This is a genomic window from Bifidobacterium sp. LH_449, assembly GCF_056356755.1.
This window is the reverse complement of the sequence record NZ_JBKEUV010000004.1, coordinates 167,415-180,495: the sequence shown is the minus strand read 5'-3', so window position 1 is coordinate 180,495 and position 13,081 is coordinate 167,415. Positions and strand designations below refer to the sequence as shown.

The following is a 13,081-nucleotide window of genomic DNA, read 5'->3' as shown; positions in this document are numbered from 1 at the left end:
CAGCATACCGTTACCCCACCTGCACACAGAGTTGAGTAAGGTGGAATGCATGATTACGCCCGCAGACCTTGCACGCATGCTTGCCCATGCTGCGGACGCGCATACCCAAAATGGCCTGGAACCGGACAAATTACTGTATACATCCGAGTCGGTTTCCATAAACCGGCATGGCATGGAGCGCACCGTCGTCTCCACGCCGCCGCCGGATCCAGGGACGGAAAACGCTCCGGAGAACGCTTCCGACACGCCAACGCCAGCGATTATGCCGCAACGCCGCAGCAGCGACGCGCCGACCACATTCGCATCCCTCGATGCGCAGGACCTGCCGGTGGTCCGCGAATATTCAGCAGGCGGCCTGGTATTCGACGATCGCGGCCGTGTGGCGATCATCGCGCGGCATTCACGCAGCGGCCATCTTGAATGGTGCCTGCCGAAGGGCCATATCGAAAAAGGCGAAACGCCGCAGCAGACCGCAGTGCGTGAAGTGTTCGAGGAAACGGGCATCAGAGGCGAGATAGTGGATTCCATCGCCACGATCGACTATTGGTTCACCGGCACCAGCCAGCGCGTGCATAAGCTGGTGCATCATTTCGCGCTTCGCCAGATCGGCGGCGAACTGACCGTGGAAGGCGATCCGGATCATGAGGCGGAAGACGCGATTTGGGTGGATTTCCGCGAATTGGATAGTGTATTGAGCTATCCGAACGAACGAAAGATCGCATGGCTTTATGCAAGGAAGATGAACAGGCAGGCACAACAGTGAAGCATCGCGTCACACCGACATGTCACCGGCGTTCCGCCCCCGGCCCGATATGGCGAGCGATATTCGCCATCATCGCGTCCACCGCGCTGATGATGGCGTTCGCACCGGGATCTGCGGCCTATGCCGAAAACCCGTCGGCCGACGACTCGGTCGGCACTGCCGACACATCGGACGCCGCTGGCGGCGTCACCGACATGCTGCGCGTCGAAGAAGCGACATCCACCATTACCGGCGATTCCGGCTATCATCTGCGGGTCACCGTCAGCAACATCACCGATGCAGCCATCGATGACGCGACGCTCACGGTATCCGCGAACGCGTCATACCTGTTCGTCTCCCGCACCGACATCCAGCAATGGGCCGAAGGCGTCGCGCGAATCCCCACGCCGAACACGCTTGGACAGGCCGCGGTCGCTCCGCTCGATCCGGGAGAGGCGACCACCGTCTCCATCGATATCGCAGCCGACGCGCCGGCCATCCGATCATTCACCACGTGGGGCCCCAAACCGGTGTTGCTGTCTTTGAACGACGGCGCCGGTCCGATCGACGAAATCCATACATTTGTGACGCGTTCGCCTGCCGGACTGAACACCGCGCAGACGCCGGCCATGAACATCACCGTCGCCATGCCGGTCACCGGCGACGGCTGGAGCGTGGACGAGAACGCCATCGGCAGGCAGATCGCGGGCGACGACGCCTCCGACGTCATCTCCCCCGGCAAGGACGCTGCGTCCCGACATAGGACGCTGGAGCAGGTCATCGCCAGACATGATGCCTTGCAGATCATAGGCGACCCCGCATATCTGACCACGATGACGATGCCGACGCAGACCGACGGCATCATGCAGCCCGCGAATTTCGACATCACCGGCTACGACGCGTATGCCGACGACGACGCATTCCGCGACGCCGGCATCGACGAGCGGGATTGGAACGCCGACGCGGCGATCGCGGATCTGCGCGAAGCCTTGGGCGACGACCAGGCGCAGTCGAACGTGTACGCGTGGCAGGGCGACGCCAACTGGACGCTGGATGCTTTGACGCTGGCCGCTTCGCAAGGATATTCCACCGTCATCGCGACGCATGATTTCGATGCCGACGATTCCGCCACCGTGGAGACCGGCAAATACGTCGTGCCGACGGAAAAGGGCGATGTCATCGTGCTTGCCGCGCAAAACGTACTTACGGGATTGGCGAGATCGCAGCCGACCAGCGGGCAGGCCGACGGCGAAACCACCGATGCGGGACGTCTTGCGCGATTCGTCGCGCAAAGCGCGTTCTATCAGATGGAACAGCCCTATACGTCGCGCAATCTGCTGGTCTGCCTGTCCCCGGACGCAGACTCCGCTTTCGTCGACACACTGATGACGACCATCGAACAGTCGTCCTGGCTTGAGACCACCGATATGGATACGCTGCTCTCGACGGATGCCTATCTGACCGGCACCGACGCGTTACAGGCCGTCCCCACGCAATCCGGACTTGACGAGCAGCGCAGGACGACGGTGGATGCCGTTTTACGACATGCACGGAATGCCGGCACGATGATCGCACGCTTCCGTGACGCCGTCATCGAGGATTCGCCGGAAACCGCATCCACGACGGAGGAAACGGCTGGATCATCGACGGGCGGCGATGCCGCGCCGACCGTCAAACAGTGGGCTTCACGGCTCTCCTCCACCGTCAGGAATCTCACGTTTGCCGCGCTTGAGGCGGATGACGACTCGCAGCGGTCCCTGACGGGCGCATTGCAGACGATGACGGACAGGCTCAACGGCATGGTGCATATCACTCCGTCCGAAACGGTGTCCGTCGTCAGCGAAACGGCCAATATGCCGGTCACCGTGCACAACGACCTGCCGTTCGCCGTCAGCGTTCAGGTGTCGTCCATCACCGATTCGGCGCAGATCGTCACTTCCCGACTTGAAGACGTCCGCATACCGGCGAATTCCGAATCCCAGGTCACATTCGACATCCGAGTCATCGCATCGGGCAAGGCGACCGCGACGACCACGCTGGTCGATCGCGAAGGCAACGCATTCGGGGCGACACAGGCCACCACCATCACCAGCGCGCTGCAGATCAGCGACAAAAGCGGCTTCGTCATCATCGCATTCGCGGCATTGCTGGGAGTGCTCGGCCTGTGGCGCCAATTCAACCGCAAAAAGGATCCCGACGAATGAGTTCATCAATCGGACGTAATTCCTTGATCATGGCCGGAGGCACGGCCGCGTCCCGCATCACCGGCCAGCTGCGCACGATCCTGCTGGCATGGGCGGTGGGCACGACCGGCATGGCCGCCAACGCGTATCAGGCCGGGTCGATGATCCCGCAGGTCATTTTCACGCTCGTTTCCGGCGGCATCTTCAATGCGGTGCTCGTACCGCAGATCGTGCGCACGCTGCAGGACGATGACGCGGAGACGAAGCTCAACCGTCTGATCACGTTCGCCACCGTGCTGCTCGCAGGCGTCACCATACTGATGGCATGCGCGACCCCGCTGCTGACCCGGCTGTACGTGAACGGCGATCCGTCGATGATGGCGCTGACCAACGCGTTCACGCTGTGGTGCATGCCGCAGATCTTCTTCTACGGCCTCTACACCGTGCTCGGACAGATCCTGGCGGCGAAAAACCATTTCTCCACATACGCGTGGAGTTCGGTGGGCGCGAACATCATCAGCTGCGCCGGTTTCGCGCTGTTCATCGCGCTGTTCGGCAACGCCGGCGAACAGCCGATCGGTTTTTGGACCGGCGACAAGATCCTGCTCACCGCCGGCACATGGACGTTGGGCGTCGCGTTCCAGGCGCTCGTCCTGTTCGTTCCGATGCGCCGCCTCGGCATTCGCTTCCGCCCCACATGGGGCGTGCGCGGCATCGGACTGCGCTCGATGGGGCCGGTCGCGGCGTGGAGCGTCGGCATCGTCATCGTCGATCAGATCGCGAATATCGTGACCACACGCGTCACGACGGGGGCGCCGCAGCAGGCGGAGGCGCTGTATGGTCTGGCGCAGTTCGACGTGGCCGGCAACGCGACCTTCCAGAACGCCTATACGATTTACATGCTGCCGTATTCGCTGATCGCGGTGTCGGTGTCGACAGCCGTTTTCCCGATGATTTCACGTTCGGCGGCCGCACATGATCTGGATGGCGCACGCGTTGCGCTGAGCGAGGCGCTGCGCAACGTGGGTCTGCTCATGTGCTTTTTCGCGGCGGGGTTCATCGTGATGCCGACGGAAATCGCGCTGACGCTGCTGCCGTCCGTCAGCCTCAAGGAAGCGCTGCTGATCTCCTTCCCGCTGATGACGCAATCATGCATACTGCCGCTGTCCAGCTCATATCTGATCATCCAGCGCACGTTCTACGCCTTCGAGGACGGGCGCAGCCCGTTCATCTTCACCGCGCTGCAGGTCGGTCTGCAGGCGCTGATCCTGCTGGCCGGAACGGCGCTCCTGCCGCCGACGCAATGGGTGCTGATGCTCAGCGTCGCCGTCACATTGAGCTACGTCCTGTCGTTCCCCCCGCTGATCGCGATGCTGCGACGACGTTTCGAAGGCCATCTGGACGGCCTGCACATTCTGCGCACCTTCGCCAAAGCCGTCGTCGCCGCCCTGTGCGCGGGGATCATCGGGGTCGTTCTGCGCGAGCCTGTGCACTCGTTGCTGGGCGCACATGTGAATGTATCGGGAATTCTTGATCCCGCCATGGCGGGCTCCTTCGACGCCGGGCACATGAATTGGCTGCAGGCCGTGGGCTCATGCGCCATCCTCGGCATCGTCACGTCAGGCGTTTATATGCTTGTGCTCCGGCTGCTCCGGACCGAGGAGCTCACGGCGTTTTCCGACATGATCGCCCGCCGTCTTCCGGCCGGGAACGGCCGGAATTCCAAGGACCATCCCGGTCGTTAGAATGACAACAGCGCCGGGTGGGACCGGCATGACATACGAATCGTAAGACCAAGGGAAACGATGAAACCTCAATTGGGAGATACCGTCAACAACAGGTATGTTCTGGTATCGTCGCTGCGTGACGCGGATGGAATTCAAGCATGGAAGGCCAACGACTATCTGCTGTCGCGCGATTGCCAGGTGTTCATCGTCAATAACGCCAAGGTTCTGGATTCCGTGTTCGCGCTGGCCTCGTCCAAGGCCCTGACGCAGGACGACCATTTCACGCACGTGCTGCAGGTGCATCGCAATGAGGGCGCCGTCGTCGTCGTGACACGCCTCGACGCCGGCATCAGCCTGTCCGATTATGCCGAGGACGGGTCCCACAGGCCGCTGACCTTCGATGCGATGCGTTCGATCATGTCCGAAACGCTGCGGTGCGCGCGCATTCTGCTTGACGAAGGTTTGCTGCATCACGCGATCACGACCGATACCGTGCGCATCACGCGCAGCGGCGTGCAGTTGGCGGACACCGCGATCAGCCCGCTGCTGCTGGACCCCACGCATGCCGAAGAGACCTCCAACGAAGCGCAGTATATCATCCGCCAATTGGCGGCGTTGCTGTATGCGATGCTGACGCGCAAGCCATCGTATGCGATCGGCGATTTCGACCTTGATCAGATTGACGACAGCGTGCCGATGGATCTGCGCGTGATCTGCCGCCGTGGATTGGCGCTGCCGGAGAGCGACGCCGATGATTCGGTGGTTGCGTTGGCGACGTTGGATGAATTGGATGCGCTTCTTGGCCGGTTCACTCCGGTGAAGGATCTGGACGCCGCCGATCTCGATATTCCGTCCATTGATGGGGAATGCTCCATTATCGGGGCCGCGCTGGCCTCCGTCCGCGCGGACGACGTCAACGATCTTCCTGACGGCATCGTCACTTCGGAACGCGTGCCGGTGATGGATTTCCAGTCTCCATACGGCATGGCCGCCGTCACGTCCCCGATTGCGACGACCAATATCGAATCGTCCATGTCAGGCGACGAAAACGCCGCTCCGGGCGCATTGAAATCCATTTGGGCGGAAAGCAGGCAGGTATGGAGTCAGGAGAATCTCAATGGCACCGGGGAAACGGGCCAATTCTCCTTCCCCCTGACGGCGGGCGAGCCGGCTTTCCCGCCGGCGGATGATTCCTCGTTCGCGGAATCCACGCATCGTCTGCCCGTCATCGCGCCGGACGGTTCGGTCATTGAACCGGAAACCGCTTCGCAACGCGAATTGCATGAGGATCGGCTGATTCCGGAGGCCTCCGTGCCTTCGCCCACACGCAATATGCCGGCCCCGCCTTCGTTCGAGCCTCAGGCCACCCGTTCCGAAGCGCGGAAGGAGCAGACGGAGCAGGTCTCCGACGCCCGATTGCTGGGCAACCTGAAAACAAAGGTCGTCGCGATCATCGTTCTGGTCGTCGTTGTGGCCGTTTCGTTGGCATTGGCATTGCACAGCCTGTCCCAACCCGCCAGTGACGGCACCTTCGAGATCGACGAGAGCGAAAGCGCATGGCCGCAGATGAATCTCAACGACGTGCCGTTCGGCGAGGGGACCGCGTCCTCCTCCGGTGAGGACGGTTCCGACGCCTCCTCCGCCGATGCTCCCGATGACGCCTCGGGCAATGCCGATGCCGCTGATTCGTCCGACGAAGCTTCCGGCGACGATGCCCACGAGGACACGAAGGTGGTCACCGCCGACAAGCAGGCCAAGGCCGTCCCCGAACCGAAGCAGCCGGAGAACACCGTCGCCTTCCAGATCGACAACCGCAACTTCCTGCAAAGGCCGAACGGCCAGGATGGCTTCGGCTACTACATGCACCTGTCGCAGCCGCAGAAGCCGTATCGCATGGTCATCAAGATCCGCTCCTCCGGCGGCCAGGGCTATATCCGCGTGAACGCCACGAACGATCCGACGCAAGGCGAGCAGGTCGCCCAGTTCACCTTCGACGAGAGCGGCACCACCGAAATCAAGTTCGACAAGGTGGTCGAGACCCAGGACGTCATGCTTTGGGTGCCGATGGACAGTCTGCCCGGCAACCAGCTCTACATCGATTCCGTCGAGATCTTCTGACGCGGCATTGCAAGGCGGGGCCTGTGCGGTGAGCACGGGCCCCGCCTCGTATGCGCTGTGAGAAAGAAACGCCCCACGCGTCATCGTGATTCCCTATTGTGGAACCATGACAGAACAGATTCATGACACGATTATCATCGGCTCCGGCCCGGCCGGTTATACCGCGGCCATCTATCTGGGCCGTGCGGGCTACCGGCCCATAGTGATCGCCGGCGCGCTGACGCCGGGCGGACAGCTGGTGAACACCACGGAAGTGGAGAATTTCCCCGGTTTCCCCGATGGCATTATGGGTCCCGACCTGATGGACAACATGCAGCGTCAGGCGGAGAAGTTCGGCGCACGGCTCGTATGGGACGATGTGACGGATATCGCCCGGCAAGAGGACGGGACGATGACCGTCACCTGCGATCAGGGTGACGTGTACAGGACGCGCGCCGTCATCATCGCCACCGGTTCGCGCTACCGCAAGCTCGGCGTCGAAGGCGAGGCGGAATACTCCGGCAAGGGCGTCTCCTATTGCGCCACCTGCGACGGCTTCTTCTTCCGTAACAAGCCGATCGTCGTGGTCGGCGGCGGCGACAGCGCGTTCGAAGAGGCGGATTTCCTGTCCCGCTTCGGCTCGTCGGTGACGCTGATCCATCGTCGCGGCGAATTCCGCGCCTCCCGCATCATGGTCGAGCGTGCGAAGGCGAACGGGAAGATCGAATTCCTGACCGATTCCGTCGTGGAACGCGTCAACGGCGACGATACGGGGGCTCAGTCCGTCACCGTGCGCAACGTCGTCACCGGCGAAGTCAGCGAGGTGCCGGCCAACGGCGTTTTCGTCGCGATCGGGCACACGCCGGCCACCGATTTCGCCAAGGATGTCGTCGAACGCGATGAACAGGGCTATGTGCTGGTGGACGGCGCCGGCACGCGCACCAGCGCCGACGGAGTCTTCGCGGCAGGCGACTGCGTCGACAGCGTGTACCGTCAGGCGATTTCCGCCGCCGGCATGGGCTGCCGCGCCGCACTCGACGCGCAGGCGTATCTGACGCAGGAGCGCTGACCGGCCCTGACGGCGGGCCCCAGGCCGCGGTCATGCCGCAAAGACGCATAGGCGAGGCCGCTTACGGGGAATCCTCGTAAGCGGCCTCGCCTATTGTCCGATCGGATCAGTTCGGATCGGATCGTCGCTCAGACCCAACCGTCCGTCTCGCCTGCGGCAGTGTCGCCGGTCTGCGGCATCAGCATGCCCAGGATGCGGTCCATGTCTTCGGGCGAGGAGAATACGATTTCGATGCGACCGTGCTGCTTGGTGCCCTTGATGGACACCTTCGTGTCGAAATGGTTTTCCAGTCCCTGCTGCACCGCGGAGCCCAGCCATGGGTTGAGGCGATTGGTCTTCTGCTTCTTCGGCTGGTCGCTTTCGGCGACCTTCATCGCGACGATCTCCTCGGTGCTGCGCACCGACAGGCCTTCCGCGATGATGCGGTCGGCAAGCGCCTCGATGTCGGCATCGTTGCGCAGGCCCAGCAACGCGCGCGCATGGCCGGCCGACAGCACGCCGGCGGCGACCTTCTTCTGCACGCCTGCAGGAAGGTTCAGCAGACGCAGCGTATTGGCGATCTGCGGGCGGGACTTCGACACCGTCTTCGACAGCTGCGCCTGGGTCAGGCCGAATTCGTCGATCATCTGCTGGTAGGCGGCGGCCTCTTCCAACGGATTCAAGGCGACGCGATGCAGGTTTTCCAGCAATGCGTCACGCAGCATATCGGTGTCGGCGGTGGTTTTCACGATCGCCGGGATCGTGGTGAGTCCCGCGATCTGGGATGCGCGCCAGCGACGTTCGCCCATGATCAGCTCATACATGCTGTCCATGCGGTCGTCGAAGTTCAGTCCATGATCCTCGCCGGCATGCTCTCCGGCGCCTTCCGCGCCCTTTTCGCTCCGTTCGACGTTCCTGGCCGCACGTGCGGCTTCGATCTGCTCCAGAGGGCGTTTCCGCACGACGATGGGCTGCAGTATGCCGACTTCCTTGATGGATTCGGCGAGCTCGTGCAGATCGTCTTCGTCGAAGATGGTGCGCGGCTGATGCGTGTTCGGTCCGACGTCGGTCAGTTTCAGTTCGACCAGGTATCCGCCCTGGATCGGAGCCAGTTCCGGTTCCTGGTCGGCGCCGTCCTGCTTGCCCGTCTTGGCTTCGGCGGCCGGTGCCGCAGCGGCCTGAGGCGTTGCGTCAAGCGCGACGACGCCCGGGCTGAAGAACATGTCGGCCGGATGGGCGATGTCGTTGATTCCCGGCATCTGCGCGCGACGCGAAGACGATTTGAAGGGCTTGGCGGGCTTCTGCGCTGACGAAGCCTGCCTGTCCTCGGTCTTGGGCTTGGCGTCGGCGGACGCCTTTCCGGATGATTGCGCCGGCTTATGTTCCGGCGTCGCCTTGGGATCGGGCTTCGAGGCCTTCGTCGTCACCGGTGTTGTCGAAGGCTTCGGTTCCGCCGGCGTCACCGGATCGGATGAGACCTCTTCATGCCGTTTGGACGCTTCGTCCTGAGTGCCGGGCAGTACCGGAAACAGCGCGCCCAATCCTTTGCCCAAACGTGTTTTCGTGGACATAATCAGTTCTCATTCCTTCTTGCTTCGATTGCCTGCAACACCAACGGGGATTTACGGGCGAGCTCCAACGCGGCCTCGCAATACGAAATGGCTCCCATGCCGCGCGGATCATAGGCCACGACGGTTTTGCCGAAGCTCGGGGCCTCGGAGATCTTCACCGTTCGGGGAATGGTCGTATCAAGCACGATGGTCGGATAGTGGTTTTTGACTTCCTCGTACACTTCACGGCTCAGGATCGTGCGTCGGTCGAACATGGTGATCAGCATCGTGGAAACGAGCAGTGTCGGATTGAAATGCGTCTGGACGAGGCCGATGGTGTTGATGAGCTGTCCCAGGCCTTCCAGCGCATAGTATTCGGCCTGGATCGGGATCAGCATTTCGGTGACCGCGCACATCGCGTTGATGACCAGCAGGCCCAGGCTCGGCGGGCAGTCGACGATCACATAATCGTAATGCCGTTCGCTGGTTTCAAGGAATCCGTCGACCGCGCGCTTGAGCAGCACGTTGCGGTCGGGCAGGTCGGAGATCTCCAGTTCGGCGCCGCTCAGATCGATCGATGCGGGGACGACGTCCAGGGTTTCGAAATCGGGACAGGTCTGCATGACGTCGGCGATGCCCATGCGTCCTTCGATCACGTCATAGATCGAGGGCTCGCCCGATGCGTGGGTTACGCCCAAAGCCGTCGAAGCATTGCCCTGGGGGTCCATGTCGAGCATCAGCACGCGGGCCCCGCCCTGCGCCAGGGCCGCGGAGATGTTCACCGCCGTCGTTGTTTTGCCGACGCCGCCTTTCTGGTTGGCGACCGCGATGCGACGGGTCTTTTCGGGCAGCGGGAAGGTCTGCTCCTGCAGCGCCGCATAGCGGGTGGCTTCGTCGGCGATCTGGATGCCGAGCGGAGAATTGTGGTCCCCAAAAATACGTTTGATGGTGTCCGCCGCGGACTCGACCGCCGCGCCATCATCAATGCGCTCGGAGTCGCTCATGAACCTGTACCCCCTTGGAAGTCGTTGAACATGTATCAGTTTCTTCAGTCGCATGGACAGTGCCGGACGTGTCCGCCGACTGCCCAAAAATGTGGATAAGTGTGGATAAGTGGTGGACAACCTTACGCAGGCCCGAAGTTATCCACTCCGTCGATCACAGTGTTTCCAACGGTTTCCCATACGAATCCACACCGCATAGATGAATGTGGATAAATTTTCCAGTTATGCAGTTTTGTGGATAACTTGCTTACTTCCTATCCACAATGGCCACGTGCGTCGCTTCGAGGCCTTCGCCGACCGGAGCTTCGACCACACGCGGATCCGAACCGCCCCATTTGCCGATCTCCTTGGCCGCCTTATCGATCTCGACCTGCGCGGACCGCCCCTTCAGGGCGATCAAGCGACCGCCGGGAGCCAGCAGCGGCAGCGTCCAACCGGACAGTTTCGTCATCGGCGCCACCGCACGGCAGGTCACCACGCTGAACGGATGCCGCTGCGCGATCGGCGCACCGTCCAGATCGCAGGCCGGCTTGCGCGAGGCGCCCTTGCCGCCTCGCCCGACCGCGGCGATCATGTCGTCGGCACGCGCACGCACCACCGACACATTGGCCAATTCCATTTCGGCGGCGCATTCGCGCAGCCATTCGACGCGACGTTCCATCGGCTCGATCAGAACGAATTCATGATCCGGCAGGCAGGCGGCGGCGACCACGCCGGGGAAGCCGCCGCCGCTGCCGACGTCGGCGACCGTCCTGAAACGGCGATGCTCCGTCGCCTTCCTCACGAACGGCACGATCGCAGCGGAATTCAGAATATGACGCTCCCAGATGATCGGCACGTCACGGGGGCCGATCAGCCCGCGAGGCTCTCCCTCCTCGGCCAATTTCCTATGGAATATGCGCAGCTTCGGCAAGGCGTCGCCCAGCACCTGCCCCAGGATTCCGGAATCCTCGATTTCCTCATCCGACTTCGGTCCATCAAACACATCAGTCATGTATGCCATCCTATAAAAAAGCGCCGCACAACGGCGGCGCTACGCGTGTTTCACGTGAAACCCGCGAATCAGGCGTCCACGAGGTCCTCGAACCCCTCATCGTCGTCCTCGACCGCGGCGCGCATATACACGGTCACGTAACGACGCGGCTCCTCGCCATGGGAGCGGGACTTCAGTCCCTCTTCCCGTACGACGTCATGGATCACCTTGCGTTCGAAGGAGTTCATCGGCTTCAGATTCACCGGCTCGCCCGTCTCGCGGACCTCGTCGACGGCGTCCAATGCGATGTCGTGCAGATGCTGACGCTTGCGCTTCAGGAATCCGTCGACGTCCACGATCAGACGGGAACGGTCGCCGGTCTTCTGCTGGACGGCCAGCCTGGTCAGCTGCTGCAGCGCATCGACGACTTCGCCGTTACGTCCGATCAGATGCTTGATGTCGGTGTCATCGTCGGCGACGATCTGAATCATCGGACGATTATTGCGAATACCCAGTTCGATATCGCCTTCGTAATCGACGATGTCGAGAAGCCCTTCCAGGTAATCGGCGGCAATGTCAGCTTCCTCATTGAGCTGGTCGATGGTCTTGTCGTCATCCTGAGCCATGGTGATTGCTCCTTATTCATGAGTTAATGGTCAAGTCTACCGCCCTGAAAGGTCCCGACAGCGCGACCATAGAAAGGGCGTGTCCCGCACTTCGCTCCGAAATGCGGGACAATAGTCGTTCACGCGCTATTTCTTGCGCTTCTTGCGATGAGGCTGCTGACGCTGGTAGCCGTTCTTCTCGCGATCGACGGCCTCGGCGCGGGCCTTTTCCAAAGCCTCCTCCTCCAGGGAAGGCAGGCCGGCACGCTCACGACGGGCGTTCTCGTTCTTATGGTCGCGGATCTTCTTGGATTCCGCAGCCGGCGAGCCCGGCGTCGGGAAGGCGTACACCTGCCACAGCGAACGGCCGAGATTGCAGATGTTGTTGGTCAGCCAGTACACCAGCACCGCGAACGGCATGGCCACGCCGGAGAAGATGTACATGATCGGGAAGATCCACAGCATCATCTTCTGCATCATTTCGGACTGCTTGTTCGCGGAGCCGGCCGGCATGTTGCGCTTCATGTTGTTGAACTGCATGTACCACAGGCAGCCGCACATCAATGCGACGAAGCAGCCGATGACGATCTTGCCGCCGGTGTCCGCGGTGACGAAGGTGTCGGTCACGTTCGTGCCGAACACGGTGGTCTTGGTGAATTCCTTCGCGGTCTCCACATCGAAGGCGCCGAGCGGCGCACGCTTTCCGTTGGCGATGTAGGGGATCGCGGACAGCGTGTAGAACATGCACATGAAGACGGGGCCCTGGATCAGGCTCGGCAGGCACGATCCCATCGGATTCGCGTCGTTGTCCTGATACAGCTTCATCATCTCACGCTGCATCGCCTCTTTGCTGGCCTGGTCGTTCTTGCCCTTGTACTTGTTCTGGATGTGCTGCATCTTCGGCTGGATCGCCTGCATCTTGCGCATCGACTTCATCGTCTTGTAGTACAGCGGGAAGACGCAGGCCTGCACCACGAGCACGAGGAAGATGATCGAGAACACCCAGGAGAAGCCGACTGACGGCATTCCCAATAAAGTCAGAAAATCATGGAAAATGGCCATGATCTGGGTCATCAGCCATTCGACCGGGGTCAGCAGCTTGTACAGCCATCCCCAGAATCCGCTATCGAGCAGGAATTGATCTTGGTTCAT

At 61.8% G+C, this 13,081-nt stretch carries 10 protein-coding genes; 5 read left to right on the top strand and 5 right to left on the bottom strand.

The window, feature by feature from the left end; all coding sequences use genetic code 11:
* Positions 1 to 49: 49 nt before the first annotated feature.
* From AC1AX7_RS05035 to trxB, 5 genes are all read left to right on the top strand, one after another.
* Entirely contained in the window at positions 50 to 763 is a 714-nt protein-coding gene (locus AC1AX7_RS05035; protein ID WP_476508992.1) for an NUDIX hydrolase, read from the top strand.
* Positions 721 to 2,946 (top strand): DUF6049 family protein, encoded by a 2,226-nt coding sequence (locus tag AC1AX7_RS05030; RefSeq protein WP_476508991.1) that lies wholly within the window; start codon positions 721 to 723, stop codon positions 2,944 to 2,946. Before AC1AX7_RS05035 ends, AC1AX7_RS05030 begins: the two co-directional genes overlap by 43 nt.
* Positions 2,943 to 4,670, top strand: a complete 1,728-nt coding sequence (gene murJ, locus AC1AX7_RS05025; RefSeq protein WP_476508990.1) for a murein biosynthesis integral membrane protein MurJ — start codon at positions 2,943 to 2,945, stop codon at positions 4,668 to 4,670. Before AC1AX7_RS05030 ends, murJ begins: the two co-directional genes overlap by 4 nt.
* A gap of 60 nt (positions 4,671 to 4,730) precedes the next feature.
* Positions 4,731 to 6,770, top strand: coding sequence for a protein kinase family protein (locus AC1AX7_RS05020; RefSeq protein WP_476508989.1), 2,040 nt, complete (start codon positions 4,731 to 4,733; stop codon positions 6,768 to 6,770).
* A gap of 106 nt (positions 6,771 to 6,876) precedes the next feature.
* Positions 6,877 to 7,818, top strand: coding sequence for a thioredoxin-disulfide reductase (gene trxB, locus AC1AX7_RS05015; RefSeq protein ID WP_476508988.1), 942 nt, complete (start codon positions 6,877 to 6,879; stop codon positions 7,816 to 7,818).
* Positions 7,819 to 7,946: 128 nt separating this feature from the next.
* Here the strand turns inward: trxB and AC1AX7_RS05010 are convergent, their stop codons facing one another.
* The 5 genes from AC1AX7_RS05010 to yidC all read right to left on the bottom strand — a co-directional run bounded on the left by AC1AX7_RS05010 (position 7,947) and on the right by yidC (position 13,081).
* A complete protein-coding gene (locus AC1AX7_RS05010; protein WP_476508987.1) occupies positions 7,947 to 9,368 on the bottom strand; it encodes a ParB/RepB/Spo0J family partition protein in 1,422 nt (473 codons plus the stop codon).
* Between the two features lie 2 nt (positions 9,369 to 9,370).
* Positions 9,371 to 10,351 carry a ParA family protein gene (locus tag AC1AX7_RS05005; RefSeq protein WP_476508986.1) on the bottom strand — a complete coding sequence of 327 codons (981 nt, stop codon included), beginning with the start codon at positions 10,349 to 10,351 and terminating at the stop codon, positions 9,371 to 9,373.
* A 247-nt stretch (positions 10,352 to 10,598) separates the two neighbouring features.
* Entirely contained in the window at positions 10,599 to 11,345 is a 747-nt protein-coding gene (gene rsmG / locus AC1AX7_RS05000; protein ID WP_476508985.1) for a 16S rRNA (guanine(527)-N(7))-methyltransferase RsmG, read from the bottom strand.
* Positions 11,346 to 11,413: 68 nt separating this feature from the next.
* A complete protein-coding gene (locus AC1AX7_RS04995; protein ID WP_476508984.1) occupies positions 11,414 to 11,950 on the bottom strand; it encodes a Jag family protein in 537 nt (178 codons plus the stop codon).
* A 126-nt stretch (positions 11,951 to 12,076) separates the two neighbouring features.
* Complete coding sequence (gene yidC / locus AC1AX7_RS04990; RefSeq protein ID WP_476508983.1) at positions 12,077 to 13,081, bottom strand: membrane protein insertase YidC; 1,005 nt, start codon at positions 13,079 to 13,081, stop codon at positions 12,077 to 12,079.

Bases quoted from the DNA above. Each gene is read 5' to 3' on its own strand.
- AC1AX7_RS05005 (WP_476508986.1), bottom strand. From the start codon at position 10,351: ATGAGCGACTCCGAGCGCATTGATGATGGCGCGGCGGTCGAGTCCGCG.
- trxB (WP_476508988.1), top strand. From the start codon at position 6,877: ATGACAGAACAGATTCATGACACGATTATCATCGGCTCCGGCCCGGCC.
- AC1AX7_RS05035 (WP_476508992.1), top strand. From the start codon at position 50: ATGATTACGCCCGCAGACCTTGCACGCATGCTTGCCCATGCTGCGGAC.
- rsmG (WP_476508985.1), bottom strand. From the start codon at position 11,345: ATGACTGATGTGTTTGATGGACCGAAGTCGGATGAGGAAATCGAGGAT.
- yidC (WP_476508983.1), bottom strand. From the start codon at position 13,081: ATGAACCAAGATCAATTCCTGCTCGATAGCGGATTCTGGGGATGGCTG.
- AC1AX7_RS05030 (WP_476508991.1), top strand. From the start codon at position 721: ATGGCTTTATGCAAGGAAGATGAACAGGCAGGCACAACAGTGAAGCAT.
- AC1AX7_RS05010 (WP_476508987.1), bottom strand. From the start codon at position 9,368: ATGTCCACGAAAACACGTTTGGGCAAAGGATTGGGCGCGCTGTTTCCG.
- AC1AX7_RS05020 (WP_476508989.1), top strand. From the start codon at position 4,731: ATGAAACCTCAATTGGGAGATACCGTCAACAACAGGTATGTTCTGGTA.
- AC1AX7_RS04995 (WP_476508984.1), bottom strand. From the start codon at position 11,950: ATGGCTCAGGATGACGACAAGACCATCGACCAGCTCAATGAGGAAGCT.
- murJ (WP_476508990.1), top strand. From the start codon at position 2,943: ATGAGTTCATCAATCGGACGTAATTCCTTGATCATGGCCGGAGGCACG.